Genomic DNA, 14,758 nt, shown 5'->3' on the forward strand with positions numbered 1-14,758 from the left:
AAGCCACCCAAGGTGCGCCACTAGGTGGGAGCGGGCTTGCCCCGCGATGCGATTTAACTGAAATACCGCGATCGCGGGGCAAGCCCGCTCCCACTGAGCAAGGCTATTTTAAGGGCATAAAAAAAGGGCCCGGGGAGTTAACCCAGGGCCCTCAAAAGGTGAGAGGTGTCTAGTCCCTCGACCTGGTGAGCGGTGTTACAGCATCGGTTACGCTTTCAGCGGAACCAGACGCGGAGCAATCATGTTTTCCGGACGCAGGATGTCGTTGAGCATCTCTTCGTCCAGCAGGCCTTCCTCGCGAACCAGTTCCAGCACACCACGGCCGCTTTCCAGGGCGATGGCGGCGATACGGGTGGCGTTCTCGTAGCCGATGTACGGGTTCAGGGCGGTGACCAGGCCGATCGAGTGTTCGACCAGTTCACGGCAGCGCTGTTCGTTAGCGGTGATGCCGACGATGCAGTGCTCGCGCAGCATGTCCATGGCGCGTTGCAGCAGGCGGATCGAGTCGAAGATCTTGTAAGCGATCAGCGGCTCCATCACGTTCAGCTGCAGTTGGCCACCTTCGGCAGCGACGGTCAGGGCCAGGTCGTTACCCATGATGGCGAAGGCCACTTGGTTGACTGCTTCGGGGATAACCGGGTTGACCTTGCCTGGCATGATCGAGCTGCCTGGCTGACGGGCTGGCAGGTTGATCTCGTTGATGCCGGTGCGCGGACCGCTGGACAGCAGACGCAGGTCGTTACAGATCTTCGACAGCTTGACCGCAGTACGCTTGAGCATGCCGGAGAACAGTACGAACGCACCCATGTCGGAGGTTGCTTCGATCAGGTCGGCAGCTGGAACCAGCGGTTGGCCGCTAATGGTTGCCAGGCGCTGTACGGCCAGGGCCTGGTAGCCAGGGTCGGCGTTGATGCCGGTGCCGATGGCGGTACCACCCAGGTTGATTTCGGTCAGCAGTTCCGGAGCCAGCGAGCGCAGGCGCTGCAGGTCTTCGGTCATGGTGGTGGCGAAGGCGCGGAATTCCTGGCCCAGGGTCATCGGTACAGCGTCCTGCAGCTGGGTGCGGCCCATCTTCAGTACGTGGTCGAATTCTTTACCTTTGGCAGCGAAGGCCTGGATCAGGCTGTCGAGGCTGGCCAACAGCGCATCGTGACCGAGCAGCAGACCCAGACGGATCGCAGTCGGGTAGGCGTCGTTGGTCGACTGCGCCATGTTCACGTCGTTGTTCGGGTGCAGGTACTTGTATTCGCCTTTCTGGTGGCCCATGGCTTCCAGCGCGATGTTGGCGATCACTTCGTTGGCGTTCATGTTGGTAGAAGTACCAGCACCGCCTTGAATCATGTCGACCACAAATTGCTCGTGGTAGTCACCGCGGATCAGACGGGCGCAAGCCTCGCTGATGGCGGCGTGCTTGGCATCGCTCAGGTGACCCAGCTCACGGTTGGCGTCGGCGGCAGCTTGCTTGACCATGGCCAGGGCCACGACCAGCTTAGGGTAGTGCGACAGCGGAACACCGGAGAGGTGGAAGTTGTTGGCAGCGCGCAGGGTCTGGATGCCGTAGTAAGCATCAGCTGGGACTTCGAGGGTGCCAAGCAGGTCTTTTTCAACGCGGAACGATGCAGCAGCGGACATGATAAATATCATCTCGAGTTTGGCCCGGCACATGCCGGAATGGCGCCAATCCTAGGCTGGCACCGCTTTTGCGGCCAATGCTGTTGCACGCTAACCTATGCACAAACGGCATAATGGTTGATGTGACGCCAACCGACATTCGAGCGTGTCCCATTTTGGTGCATGCCTGGAGAGACAAATGAACCTTGAAAGCAAATGGCTGGAAGACTTCAGCGCCCTGGCGGCGACCCGCAGCTTTTCTCAAGCCGCTGAGCGCCGCTTCGTGACCCAGCCTGCCTTCAGTCGGCGTATTCGCAGCCTTGAGGCGGCGCTGGGGCTGACCTTGGTCAACCGCTCGCGCACGCCTATCGAGCTGACAGCGGCCGGCCAGCTATTTCTGGTGACGGCGCGTACGGTGGTCGATCAGTTGGGCGAAGTGTTGCGCCATCTGCATCATCTGGAAGGCGGGCAGGGCGAAGTGATTCAAGTGGCTGCAGCGCACTCCCTGGCCTTGGGGTTCTTCCCGCGCTGGATTGCCCAACTGCGTAACGATGGTCTGAACATCGCAACCCGGCTGGTGGCCACCAACGTCGGTGACGCGGTGCACGCCTTGCGCGAGGGCGGCTGCGACTTGATGCTGGCGTTCTATGACCCTGATGCTGCGCTGCAGATGGACGCCGAAATTTTCCCGTCGCTGCATATGGGTAACACCGAGATGCTTCCGGTGTGTGCCGCAGACGCCAATGGCCAGCCGCTGTTCGACCTGGAAGGTGAGGGCAGTGTGCCGCTGCTGGCCTACAGTGCTGGGGCATTCCTGGGGCGCTCGGTCAATTTGCTGCTGCGCCAGCGCAACCTTCGCTTTACCACGGTCTATGAGACGGCCATGGCTGACAGCCTCAAGAGTATGGCGCTGGAAGGGTTGGGAGTCGCCTGGGTGCCGAGGCTATCGGCGCGGGCCGAGCTTGAACGGGGTGAATTAGTGATCTGTGGTAGCAGCCAGTGGCATGTGCCTCTGGAGATTCGCCTGTATCGCTGTGCCCTGGTACGCAAAGCCAACGTACGGTTGCTGTGGCGCAAGCTGGAATCGGCGGGCAACACAGGTGAGGCCCGGGTTGACTCAAAAGTCAGTCCGAGCCCCGAAAAATAAGGCTGACAGTTGGTCGTCGGAGTGCATCAACGTCGCGGCTTTACGGTATACTGCGCGGCCTTCGGTCGGCTTCCCCCGACCCTAATTCGTATAACAAGCCACGCCGGTCGTCCCGCGTGGCTTGTTGTTTTTTGACGCGCCTGCGGGCGCCCAAGAGAAGAGGCTCGACGATGAGTGCACTGGTTGGCGTGATCATGGGCTCCAAGTCCGATTGGTCCACCCTTAGCCACACCGCCGATATGCTGGAAAAACTCGGCATTCCCTACGAGGTCAAGGTGGTATCTGCCCACCGTACCCCGGACCTGCTGTTCCAGTATGCCGAAGAGGCCGAAGGCCGAGGCATCGAGGTGATCATCGCCGGTGCTGGTGGCGCTGCCCACTTGCCAGGCATGTGCGCCGCCAAAACCCACCTGCCGGTTCTGGGTGTGCCTGTACAGTCGTCGATGCTCTCCGGGGTCGACTCGCTGCTCTCGATCGTGCAAATGCCTGCCGGTATTCCGGTCGCTACCCTGGCCATCGGCAAAGCTGGCGCAATCAACGCCGCGCTGCTGTCGGCAAGCATTCTGGGCGCCAAGCACCCGCAGTTCCACAGCGTGTTGAAGCAGTTCCGCGCAGAGCAGACAGACAACGTTCTGGACAATCCAGATCCGCGCCAGGCCTGAGGTCACAAGCATGAAAATCGGTGTAATCGGTGGCGGCCAGCTCGGTCGCATGTTGGCCCTGGCAGGAACGCCACTGGGCATGAACTTCGCCTTCCTCGACCCGGCTCCGGACGCTTGCGCCGCGCCATTGGGCGAGCACCTGCGTGCCGATTACGGCGACCAGGACCACCTGCGCCAACTGGCCGACGAAGTTGACCTGGTCACTTTCGAGTTCGAAAGCGTTCCGGCAGAAACCGTCGCCTTCCTGTCGCAGTTCGTACCGGTCTACCCGAGTGCCGAATCGCTGCGCATCGCTCGCGACCGCTGGTTCGAAAAGAGCATGTTCAAAGACCTGGGTATTCCAACCCCGTCGTTCGCCGATATTCAGTCGCAAGCTGACCTCGACGCCGCTGTAGCCAGCATTGGCCTGCCAGCCGTACTCAAGACCCGTACTCTGGGTTATGACGGAAAAGGCCAGAAAGTGCTGCGAACTGCTGATGATGTGGTAGGCACCTTCGCCGAACTGGGTAGCGTGCCATGCTTGCTGGAAGGCTTCGTACCGTTCACTGGCGAAGTCTCGCTGATTGCTGTGCGCGCTCGCGACGGTGAAACCCGTTTCTACCCGCTGGTGCATAACACCCACGAGAACGGCATCCTGCGCTTGTCGGTGGCCAGTGAAGACCACTTGCTGCAGAGCCTGGCTGAAGATTACGCCGGTCGCGTGCTCAAACAGCTCGACTACGTCGGCGTGTTGGCATTCGAATTCTTCGAAGTCGACGGTGGCCTGAAGGCCAACGAAATCGCTCCGCGCGTGCACAACTCCGGGCACTGGACCATCGAAGGTGCCGAGTGCAGCCAGTTCGAAAACCACTTGCGCGCCGTTGCTGGCTTGCCGCTGGGTTCGACGGCCAAGGTCGGTGAAAGCGCCATGCTCAACTTCATCGGTGAAGTACCGGCGGTAGACAAGGTCGTGGCCATCGATGAATGCCACCTGCATCACTACGGCAAGGCTTTCAAGGTTGGGCGCAAGGTTGGCCACGCCACGTTGCGTTGTGCCGACATGGCAACCCTGGAGCAGAAAATCCAGCAGGTTGAGGCCTTGATCCAGGGCTAAGAGGAACCTTCCCTCTTCACAATCCCTCTGATGGCGGGATGCCAAAGCGCTGACTAGGCTTTGGCATGCGTCATTCCATTCAGAGGGATTGCCATGGGTATCATCGGAACCATCTTCATCGGCCTGATCGTTGGTCTGCTGGCGCGTTTCATCAAGCCCGGCGACGACAGCATGGGCTGGATCATGACCATTCTCCTCGGCATTGCCGGTTCGCTCGCAGCGACCTACGGCGGCCAGGCGCTGGGTATCTACCAGGCAGGAGAAGGTGCAGGTTTCCTCGGGGCGCTGGTGGGTGCGGTCGTCCTTTTGGTGATATACGGCATGGTCAAAAAGAACTGACAGCAGGCTAAAATGCTCGGCAATTTTTGTTGCCGAGCATTTTCATGCGCCGTGTATTTTTACTTTCATTGCTGCTTGTCAGCAGCCTTGCCCATGCCGAACTGGCGGAGACCGACTGGCTGGAACTGATGCCCAAGTCGGACCAGAAAGCCCTTGAGCTGATGCCCGAGATTGACCACAACTCACCGGAAGCTACGGGTACGTTCACCGAAAAGGGTGGCCTGAAGCAAAGCAAGGGCTTGCCCGCGGTGATGTACTCGAACAAGACCGTAGCCGCCATGAACGGCAAGCACATTCGCCTGGGTGGCTACCCGGTGCCGTTGGAAACCGATGCTAAGGGCAATAGCACGCTGTTCTTCCTTGTGCCGTACCCAGGGGCATGCATCCACGTGCCGCCACCACCGCCGAACCAGCTGGTATTAGTTAGGTACCCCAAGGGTTTGAAGCTGGATGATATCTATACGCCGCTGTGGGTCGACGGCACGTTGAAGATCGAAAAAGTCAGCAATGACCTGGCTGATGCCGCTTATGCGATGGATGCGGGCAAAGTGCGGGTAGTGGAAGACGCAGACCTTTGACCTGATCGCGGGGCAAGCCCGCTCCCACAGGATTTGTGTGGATCCGCTGTGGGAGCGGGCTTGCCCCGCGATCTGCGTTCTAGAGTGGCTCGCTACCGATGCTCAAGCTCAACGAATGAGTCGCCCCTGGTGCCAGCGTCACCACATCGTCCCAGACATTTGCTGTTTCGATACACAGCATGCGCTGCCAGCCATCATCAGCCATGTCTGACAATTCAGCCGCGCGCCCAATCCACGGGTTCCAGATGACAGCCGAGCGCGAGCCGGTGCTGGCTACGCGAGTGCGCCGGTTCCAGTTCGGATCGGCAATACTCAACTGCTCCGGTACCTGCAGGTAAATACGGTCAGTCTCACCAGCAAAGCTCAGCGCACCTTGTTGAGTGCGTTGCTCCCAATCGGCCAGGGTTTCGATGTAATCGAGGCCCTCGACACCCTCGACGTGCACCTCGCGCACATCGCTAACCGCAAAGTAGCTGTGCAAGGCCTGGCTGACAGTGACCGGCACGTTGTCGAGGTTGTAGCTGGTCAGGGTGATGCGCAATTGTTCGGCCATGACGATGCTGAGCGTAAGCTCGACATTGTGTGGCCAGCCAGGCAGGTCGCCCTGGGTCTCTGGCAAGGTGAAGTCCACGCGCACTGAATTGCCTTCGCTGGCAATGCCCAGCAATTGCCAGTCACGGCCACGCACCAAACCATGAGCTGGTGCGTCTTCGCCGTGGTACATGGCCTGAACAGCAGCCGGGTTGCGCTTGAGGTTGCCAAACCAAGGCCAGCACACCGGAACACCGGCACGCACTGATTTGCCCTGTTTGAAGATGGCTTGCTCACTGAGCCACAACAACGGTGGCTCACCGATGCGCTGATAACTCAGAACCTGCGCGCCCTGCTGGGCAACCAGCAGTTCGGCAGTGTCGCTGGTGATGCGCCAGCAGTTGAGCTCACCGTGCTTTTCGGATTCGACCTTGGGTGTGGACATGCGCATGCTCTCATTGGTTTGCCGTACGGTGTTGGACCGTTCGCATACCGTTGAGTTTACCGCGCAGCCGTGTCAGCGACGAGGAGGAACCGAGCGGGTGCGGCCGCTGCCATCAATGGCCACGAACACAAACACAGCTTCAGTTACTTTGCGCCATTCGCTGGACAACGGGTCGTCGCTCCATACCTCAACCATCATCTGGATCGAGCTGCGGCCGATTTCCAGGGTTTGGGTATAAAAGGACAACTGTGCACCAACGGCGACCGGGACCAGAAAGGCCATGCGGTCAATCGCGACGGTCGCGACCCGACCGCCAGCAACTCGGCTGGCCATGGCAGTGCCGGCCAAGTCCATTTGAGCGACCAGCCAGCCGCCGAAAATGTCGCCGAAACCATTGGTTTCACGCGGTAATGCGGTGATCTGCAAGGCCAGGTCGCCCTGCGGGATAGGATCTTCTTGTTCGAGTTCAATCATGCCGGGGGTGCCTCTGACCCGTGACGCTTCGTTGGTTGGCGCTATGACAGACGCCTCGAAAAACGATTCAGCACAACTATTCTACGCTGCTTTCGCTTTGCCAGGCGGCGAAGGGAAACTCTGCGAAATCGACTAAGCCTGCTTAGCGACGTTTTCGCACAACATCCTTCGCAAGGTCCAACCTCATCCTACAGGCGGCCAGTATATAGAGCTGAAAGCGCAGCGACGACCATGCAGTCATGAATACTTGTATTGAATATGTACTGCGATGTGCTTTTTCCGGCAATTTGATATCGTTCGGGGCTTCTCAGGCCAAAAGCCCTGTCGCAGGCGGCCTGCGGTATCCATAATGAAAATCCAATAAGAGATACTTATGACCTCCGTGCCAGGCAGTATTGCGCAGCCTTCGAGGCCGCTCACCCGCAGTGACTATAAAACTCTGTCGCTTTCCGCCTTGGGCGGTGCGCTGGAGTTCTACGATTTCATTATTTTTGTGTTCTTCGCCACCGTAGTCGGCAAGCTGTTCTTTCCCGCCGACATGCCGGAATGGCTACGTTTGATGCAAACGTTTGGTATTTTCGCCGCAGGTTACCTGGCAAGGCCTTTGGGCGGCATTGTCATGGCGCACTTTGGCGATCTACTGGGGCGCAAGAAGATGTTCACCCTGAGCATCTTCATGATGGCGGTACCGACGCTGATCATGGGCTTGCTGCCCACCTACGCACAGATCGGCATGTGGGCACCGATTCTGTTGCTGCTGATGCGGGTGATTCAGGGCGCGGCGATTGGCGGTGAAGTGCCAGGCGCCTGGGTATTCGTGTCCGAGCATGTGCCGGCACGCAACACCGGTTATGCCTGCGGCACCCTGACTGCGGGGCTGACCTCCGGGATTCTGCTCGGCTCGCTGGTGGCAACCCTGATCAACAGCATCTACACCCCTGAAGAAGTGGCCGACTACGCTTGGCGTCTGCCGTTCCTGCTCGGCGGCGTGTTTGGCCTGTTCGCGGTATACCTGCGTCGCTGGTTGCATGAAACACCTGTGTTTGCCGAAATGCAGGCACGCAAGGCGCTGGCTGAAGAAGTGCCGCTGCGTGCAGTGCTGCGTGATCACCGTGGCGCCATTGTCCTGTCGATGTTGCTGACCTGGCTGTTGTCGGCCGGTATTGTCGTGGTGATCCTGATGACCCCGGCGCTGCTGCAGAGCCTCTATCAGATCAGCCCAACCGACTCGCTCAAGGCCAACAGCCTGGCCATCGTCCTGCTCAGCTTTGGCTGCATTGCCACCGGTGCATTGGCTGACCGCCTGGGCGCTGGCCGGGTGTTCGTTGTCGGCAGTTTGCTGTTGCTGGCTTCGTCCTGGACCTTCTACCACAGCCTGCCCACCCACCCGGAGTGGATGGTTCCGTTGTATGCGTTGACCGGGCTGTGTGTGGGCATTGTCGGCGCCGTGCCTTATGTGATGGTCAAGGCGTTTCCACCGGTGGTGCGCTTCAGTGGCCTGTCGTTCTCCTACAACATGGCTTACGCGATCTTCGGCGGCCTGACGCCGATGGTGGTGACCGCGCTGCTCAAGTTCAGCCCGATGGCACCGGCCTACTATGTGGCAGGTATCTCGACCATTGGTCTGCTGGTTGGCCTGTACCTGCTGGCGAAGAAACGCTGACACCGCTCTAACACAACCCTCGCAACATTTTGAAAAGGCCATCCTCGGTTTCCGATGATGGCCTTTCATCTAATTGTCATATTCGATTCATAAAGTGTTCATGCGGCCTGCAGATACTTGGGCCAGATCCAGCTCACCCCAATTCCTGCTAGGAGTAAGGCATGAAACTGAAGCGTTTGATGGCGGCCCTGACTTTCGTCGCCGCTGGCGTTGCTACCGCCAACGCGGTCGCCGCTGTTGACCCTGCTATTCCGACTTACACCAAAACCACTGGTGTGTCGGGCAACCTCTCCAGCGTCGGTTCCGATACCCTGGCGAACCTGATGACTCTGTGGGCTGAGGCCTACAAGAAGGAATACCCGAACGTAAACATCCAGATTCAGGCTGCCGGTTCTTCCACTGCGCCACCCGCGCTGACTGAAGGCACCGCCAACCTCGGCCCGATGAGCCGCAAAATGAAGGACGTCGAGCTGCAGGCGTTCGAACAGAAGTACGGCTACAAGCCAACCGCAATCCCGGTTGCCGTCGATGCCCTGGCCGTATTCGTGCACAAAGACAACCCGATCAAAGGCCTGACCATGGCTCAGGTCGATGCGATTTTCTCCTCGACCCGCCTGTGCGGTGCCAAAGCCGACGTGAAAACCTGGGGTGACCTGGGCGTGACCGGCGACCTGGCCAACAAGCCGGTGCAACTGTTCGGTCGTAACTCGGTGTCGGGCACCTACGGTTACTTCAAAGAAGAAGGCCTGTGCAAAGGCGACTTCAAGCCAAACGTCAACGAACAACCAGGCTCGGCTTCGGTCGTTCAGTCGATCAGCAGCTCGCTGAACGGTATCGGCTACTCGGGCATCGGTTACAAGACCGCCTCCGTCAAGACCGTGCCGCTGGCCAAGAAAGACGGCGGTGCTTTCGTTGAAGACAACGAAGCCAACGCCCTGAACGGTACCTACCCGCTGTCGCGTTTCCTCTACGTCTACGTCAACAAGGCGCCGAACAAGCCTCTGGCTCCGCTGGAAGCTGAGTTCGTGAAGCTGGTGCTGTCGCAAGCCGGCCAGCAAGTTGTAGTGAAAGACGGCTACATCCCACTGCCTGCCAAAGTGGCTGAAAAAGCCCTGGCAGACCTGGGCCTGAACCACGCCAAAGGCGTAGCTAAGAACTGAGAGTGAACTAGGCGGGGTCTGGCAATGGCCGGATCCTGCTGAAAATTGCGAGTCCGCCGCCAGGGTTACTGAGCGGCGGGCTTTGTTGCGTCACTGCACTGTAATGTTTTTGTCATACGGGACCGCTAGGGTGTGCGCATGAATGATCTGGCCAACTCCACCATGACCCAAAATTCTCCCCCCGTGCGGATTGATTTCAATACGCCCGAACTGCAACGCAAGCGTCGCCTGCGTGCGCTCAAGGATCGCCTGACCCGCTGGTATGTACTGGTGGGCGGGCTTGCCGTGCTGGCAGCGATCACCTTGATCTTCTTCTACCTGGCTTATGTGGTGATACCGCTGTTCCAGGGCGCCACGCTGACCAGCAAAAAAGCGTTGGAACCGACCTGGTTGAGCCAGGATGCCGGCAAGCCTCTGATGATTGCCCTGGAAGAACAGAACCTGGTGGGTATGCGGGTTTCCGACAAAGGCCAGGCGTTGTTCTTCGACACCAAGACCGGTGCCGAACTCAAGCGCGTCGAGTTGCCGGTACCTGCCGGTACTCAGGTTACTTCCATTGGTGCTGACCAGCCGGGTAATCCGCTGGTGGTGCTGGGTTTGTCCAACGGTCAGGCGCTGGCGTTCAGCCATAGCTACAAGATCACCTACCCGGACAATAAGAAAACCATCACCCCGGCCATCGACTTCCCGTATGGTCAGGAGCCGTTCGTACTCGACGATCAGGGGCGTGCGCTGGAGCACGTCAGCCTCAATGTGAACGGCGAAACCCTGGTGGTGGCCGGTTCTACCGGTGCGCACCTGCAAGTGATCTCGCTGAGCCGCGAAGAAAACATGATGACCGGCGAAGTCACCAGCGAGCAGAACCGTATCGACCTGCCGCAGATGACCGAACCGGTCAAAGCGATCTTCATCGACCCGCGTCAGCAGTGGTTGTATGTGATCAATGGCCGTGCCCAGGCCGATGTCTTCAGCCTGCGTGACAAGAGCCTCAATGGCCGTTACAAGCTGCTTGAAGACGGCAATGCCGAAGTTACTGCCAGCGCGCAGTTGGTGGGTGGTATTTCGCTGATCGTCGGTGACTCCAAAGGTGGCCTGGCGCAGTGGTTCATGGCCCGAGACCCTGATGGCGAGCAGCGCTTCAAGCGTATCCGCGACTTCCAGATGGGCACCTCGCCGATCGTTCAGATCGATGCCGAAGAGCGTCGTAAAGGTTTCGTTGCCCTGGATGCCGCTGGCGAGCTGGGCGTGTTCCACAGCACTGCGCATCGCACCCTGCTGGTCGAGCCAGTAGCCGAAGGCGCAGGCGTTCTGGCACTGTCGCCACGCGCTAACCGCATCATCGTCGAAGAAGGCGGCAAGCTGCTGCCCCTGACGCTGAAAAACCCGCACCCGGAAGTGTCCTGGAGCGCGTTGTGGAGCAAGGTCTGGTACGAGAACTATGACGAGCCGAAATACGTTTGGCAGTCCACCGCCTCGAACACCGACTTCGAACCTAAGCTGAGCCTGTCGCCACTGACCTTCGGTACCCTGAAGGCAGCGTTTTACGCGATGATCCTGGCGGCTCCGCTGGCCATTGCAGCAGCGATCTACACCGCCTACTTCATGGCCCCGGGTATGCGCCGCAAGGTCAAGCCGGTGATCGAGCTGATGGAGGCGATGCCAACCGTAATTCTCGGTTTCTTCGCCGGCCTGTTCCTGGCGCCGTATCTGGAAGGGCACCTGCCGGGAGTGTTCAGCCTTTTCCTGCTGATGCCAATCGGCATTCTGGTCGCCGGCTTCACCTGGAGCCGCCTGCCTGAGTCGATCCGCCTGCGGGTACCGGATGGTTGGGAGGCCGCGATTCTGATCCCGGTGATCCTGCTGACCGGTTGGTTCGCCCTGTACATGAGCCCATTGCTGGAAGCCTGGTTCTTCGGTGGTGACATGCGCCTGTGGATCACCAATGACCTGGGTATCACCTATGACCAGCGCAACGCCCTGGTAGTGGGTATCGCCATGGGCTTTGCGGTCATCCCGAACATCTACTCGATTGCCGAAGACGCCGTGTTCAGCGTGCCGCGCAGCCTGACCCTGGGCTCCCTGGCCCTGGGTGCTACGCCATGGCAGACCCTGACCCGCGTGGTCATCCTGACCGCTAGCCCGGGCATTTTCTCGGCGTTGATGATCGGTATGGGCCGTGCGGTGGGTGAAACCATGATCGTGCTGATGGCTACCGGTAACACCCCGGTCATGGAACTGAACCTGTTCGAAGGCATGCGTACCCTGGCCGCAAACGTTGCGGTAGAGATGCCGGAATCGGAAGTGGGCGGCAGCCATTACCGCGTGCTGTTCCTCGCTGCGCTGGTGCTGTTGATGTTCACCTTTGTGATGAACACCTTGGCCGAGCTGATCCGCCAGCGTCTGCGCAAGAAATACTCGTCGCTTTGATAGAAAGGTAGAGATCCGTGAAAAAGGATTCCCTCAAAAGCTGGTTCAAGAGCGGCGCCCCTGGCGTCTGGATCAGCGGTGGCGCCGTCGCCATCGCAGTGATCATGACCATTGGTCTGCTCTCGGTGATCGCTGTGCGTGGCCTGGGCCACTTCTGGCCGGCTGACTTGGTTCAGGCCACCTACAAGGTGCCAGGCCAGGCTGATCACGTTGTGGTTGGCGAAATAGTGCAAAAGGAAGAGGTGCCGCTGGCGCGTCTGAAAGGTGCCGGCTTGCCGGTGCCTGATAATGGCCCGGAGTTCATGACCCGTGAGCTGATCAAGATCGGCAACCGCGACCTCAATGGCAGCGACTTCACTTGGGTGGTCGGCGACTGGCTGACCGACATGCAGACGCCGGTCGACCTGATTGCGCTGGAACGCCGCGAGTGGGGCAACTTCTACGGCTACCTGGTCAGCGTCAAGGAAAACGGTAAGGTCGTTGCCGAAGGCCAGGCGGCCTGGGCTGAGCTGCAGGCGCGCCTCAAGCGTGCCGACAAGCTGGCGACCGATCTGCAACAGTTGGAGAAGAAAGACATCGGCGCCATCAACTACGGCCTTGAGCGTCTGCGCCTGCAGACCCGCAAGCTGGAGCTGGATGGCAAACTCGACGCGGCTGCTCAAGCTGACATCGAGGCCGAGCGTGCCGAGCTGAACAACCGTTACAAGGCTATTGAAGAGCGTCTGAGCAGTCTGCATCAGGACTTCGCCCGTGACAGCCTGGTGGCCAAGGACGGTAATGGCCGTGAAGTTGAAATCAACCTGAGCAAGGTGGTGCACGCCTACCAGCCAAACGGCATGGGCTTCTTCACCAAGATGGGCGTGTACTTCGCCAAGGTCTGGGAATTCCTCAGCGACGACCCACGTGAAGCCAACACTGAAGGCGGGATTTTCCCGGCGATTTTCGGCACCGTGATGATGACCCTGATCATGGCCGTGATCGTCACCCCGTTCGGCGTATTGGCGGCAGTATACCTGCGTGAATACGCTCGTCAGGGGCCGGTGACGCGCCTGATCCGTATTGCAGTGAACAACCTGGCCGGTGTACCTGCCATTGTTTACGGCGTGTTCGGTCTGGGCTTCTTCGTCTACGTGCTGGGTGGCTCGCTTGACCGTCTGTTCTTCCCTGAAGCACTGCCAGCCCCGACCCTGGGTACGCCGGGCCTGCTGTGGGCGTCGTTGACCCTGGCACTGCTGGCGGTACCGGTGGTGATCGTGGCCACCGAAGAAGGCCTGGCGCGTATTCCACGTACCGTTCGTGAAGGCTCGCTGGCACTGGGTGCAACCAAGGCCGAAACCTTGTGGAAGATCGTTCTGCCAATGGCCAGCCCGGCGATGATGACCGGCATGATCCTCGCTGTGGCACGTGCCGCTGGTGAAGTAGCGCCGCTGATGCTGGTAGGTGTGGTGAAGCTGGCGCCATCGCTGCCAGTGGACGGCAACTACCCGTACCTGCACCTGGACCAGAAGATCATGCACCTGGGCTTCCATATCTATGACGTTGGCTTCCAGAGCCCGAACGTAGAAGCCGCGCGTCCGTTGGTGTACGCCACCGCATTGCTGCTGGTACTGGTGATCGCGACCCTCAACCTCTCGGCGGTGTGGATTCGTAACCACCTGCGCGAGAAGTACAAGGCGCTGGACAGCTGACAGAAAGTTATTAGCCATAAGCGGCAAGCTACAAGCCGCTTATGCCCAAACTTGCGGCTGACAGCTTGAAGCTTGCAGCCACAAAAGGAGTTAAATCATGCAACATGAATCTCACGCTCACGGTATCGACATGTCGGCCTTGGGTCGTACCAAGCAGAGCCTGCAGCTGGCTGAAGAAACCGTTGCCATCGAAGTACCGGGCCTGAGCCTGTACTACGGCGAGAAACAAGCGCTGTTCGACGTCAGCATGAACATCCCGAAACAGCGCGTGACCGCCTTTATCGGCCCGTCCGGCTGCGGTAAGTCGACCTTGCTGCGTACCTTCAACCGCATGAACGACCTGGTGGACGGCTGCCGTGTCGAGGGTGCAATCAACCTGTACGGCAACAACATCTATCGCAAAGGCGAAGACGTGGCCGAACTGCGTCGCCGGGTGGGTATGGTGTTCCAGAAGCCCAACCCGTTCCCCAAGACCATCTACGAGAACGTGGTTTACGGTCTGCGCATTCAGGGTATCAACAAGAAGCGCGTGCTGGATGAAGCCGTGGAGTGGGCACTGAAGGGTGCGGCGCTGTGGGATGAGGTCAAAGACCGCCTGCACGAGTCGGCACTGGGGCTGTCTGGTGGTCAGCAGCAGCGTCTGGTGATTGCCCGTACCATCGCGGTAGAGCCTGAAGTCCTGCTGCTCGACGAACCGTGCTCGGCACTGGACCCGATCTCGACGCTGAAAGTCGAAGAGCTGATCTATGAGCTGAAGTCCAAGTACACCATCGTTATCGTTACCCACAACATGCAGCAGGCCGCGCGGGTTTCCGACTACACCGCCTTCATGTATATGGGCAAACTGGTCGAGTTCGGTGATACCGATACCTTGTTCACCAACCCGGCGAAGAAGCAGACCGAAGATTACATTACCGGTCGCTATGGCTAGTCGCAGTGC

General features: G+C 59.4%; 13 protein-coding genes. 10 read left to right on the top strand and 3 right to left on the bottom strand.

Annotated features, from left to right (window positions below):
* Nucleotides 1–207 precede the first annotated feature (207 nt).
* Nucleotides 208–1,632, bottom strand: a complete 1,425-nt coding sequence (gene aspA, locus E1573_RS11540; protein ID WP_045186229.1) for an aspartate ammonia-lyase — start codon at nucleotides 1,630–1,632, stop codon at nucleotides 208–210.
* A gap of 178 nt (nucleotides 1,633–1,810) precedes the next feature.
* On the opposite strand from aspA, the gene E1573_RS11545 reads away from it, so the two are divergent.
* The 5 genes from E1573_RS11545 to E1573_RS11565 all read left to right on the top strand — a co-directional run bounded on the left by E1573_RS11545 (nucleotide 1,811) and on the right by E1573_RS11565 (nucleotide 5,430).
* Nucleotides 1,811–2,758: a LysR substrate-binding domain-containing protein gene (locus E1573_RS11545; RefSeq protein WP_133213721.1), complete on the top strand. Its 948-nt coding sequence runs from the start codon at nucleotides 1,811–1,813 to the stop codon at nucleotides 2,756–2,758.
* 170 nt (nucleotides 2,759–2,928) lie between these two features.
* Complete coding sequence (gene purE / locus E1573_RS11550) at nucleotides 2,929–3,420, top strand: 5-(carboxyamino)imidazole ribonucleotide mutase (protein WP_028942499.1); 492 nt, start codon at nucleotides 2,929–2,931, stop codon at nucleotides 3,418–3,420.
* A 10-nt stretch (nucleotides 3,421–3,430) separates the two neighbouring features.
* Entirely contained in the window at nucleotides 3,431–4,513 is a 1,083-nt protein-coding gene (locus tag E1573_RS11555; protein ID WP_133213723.1) for a 5-(carboxyamino)imidazole ribonucleotide synthase, read from the top strand.
* Nucleotides 4,514–4,606: 93 nt separating this feature from the next.
* A complete protein-coding gene (locus tag E1573_RS11560; protein ID WP_028942497.1) occupies nucleotides 4,607–4,852 on the top strand; it encodes a GlsB/YeaQ/YmgE family stress response membrane protein in 246 nt (81 codons plus the stop codon).
* Between the two features lie 44 nt (nucleotides 4,853–4,896).
* Entirely contained in the window at nucleotides 4,897–5,430 is a 534-nt protein-coding gene (locus tag E1573_RS11565; RefSeq protein ID WP_165957320.1) for a DUF3299 domain-containing protein, read from the top strand.
* Nucleotides 5,431–5,509: 79 nt separating this feature from the next.
* On the opposite strand, the gene E1573_RS11570 is transcribed toward E1573_RS11565, so the two are convergent.
* Together E1573_RS11570 and E1573_RS11575 are read right to left on the bottom strand one after the other, a co-directional pair.
* A complete protein-coding gene (locus E1573_RS11570) occupies nucleotides 5,510–6,406 on the bottom strand; it encodes a D-hexose-6-phosphate mutarotase (RefSeq protein ID WP_133213727.1) in 897 nt (298 codons plus the stop codon).
* Nucleotides 6,407–6,478: 72 nt separating this feature from the next.
* Nucleotides 6,479–6,880, bottom strand: coding sequence for an acyl-CoA thioesterase (locus E1573_RS11575; RefSeq protein ID WP_009402429.1), 402 nt, complete (start codon nucleotides 6,878–6,880; stop codon nucleotides 6,479–6,481).
* Nucleotides 6,881–7,253: 373 nt separating this feature from the next.
* On the opposite strand from E1573_RS11575, the gene E1573_RS11580 reads away from it, so the two are divergent.
* The 5 genes from E1573_RS11580 to pstB all read left to right on the top strand — a co-directional run bounded on the left by E1573_RS11580 (nucleotide 7,254) and on the right by pstB (nucleotide 14,749).
* Nucleotides 7,254–8,543: an MFS transporter gene (locus tag E1573_RS11580; protein ID WP_133213729.1), complete on the top strand. Its 1,290-nt coding sequence runs from the start codon at nucleotides 7,254–7,256 to the stop codon at nucleotides 8,541–8,543.
* Between the two features lie 161 nt (nucleotides 8,544–8,704).
* Nucleotides 8,705–9,703: a phosphate ABC transporter substrate-binding protein PstS gene (locus tag E1573_RS11585; protein WP_133213731.1), complete on the top strand. Its 999-nt coding sequence runs from the start codon at nucleotides 8,705–8,707 to the stop codon at nucleotides 9,701–9,703.
* A 138-nt stretch (nucleotides 9,704–9,841) separates the two neighbouring features.
* Nucleotides 9,842–12,130 carry an ABC transporter permease subunit gene (locus E1573_RS11590; RefSeq protein WP_133213733.1) on the top strand — a complete coding sequence of 763 codons (2,289 nt, stop codon included), beginning with the start codon at nucleotides 9,842–9,844 and terminating at the stop codon, nucleotides 12,128–12,130.
* A gap of 17 nt (nucleotides 12,131–12,147) precedes the next feature.
* A complete protein-coding gene (gene pstA, locus E1573_RS11595) occupies nucleotides 12,148–13,818 on the top strand; it encodes a phosphate ABC transporter permease PstA (RefSeq protein ID WP_133213735.1) in 1,671 nt (556 codons plus the stop codon).
* A 97-nt stretch (nucleotides 13,819–13,915) separates the two neighbouring features.
* Nucleotides 13,916–14,749 (top strand): phosphate ABC transporter ATP-binding protein PstB, encoded by an 834-nt coding sequence (gene pstB / locus E1573_RS11600; protein ID WP_133213737.1) that lies wholly within the window; start codon nucleotides 13,916–13,918, stop codon nucleotides 14,747–14,749.
* The last annotated feature ends 9 nt before the right edge of the window (nucleotides 14,750–14,758 follow it).

The sequence above is a fragment of the Pseudomonas sp. H9 genome, from assembly GCF_004353925.1.
In the GTDB taxonomy this organism is placed as follows: Bacteria; Pseudomonadota; Gammaproteobacteria; order Pseudomonadales; family Pseudomonadaceae; genus Aquipseudomonas.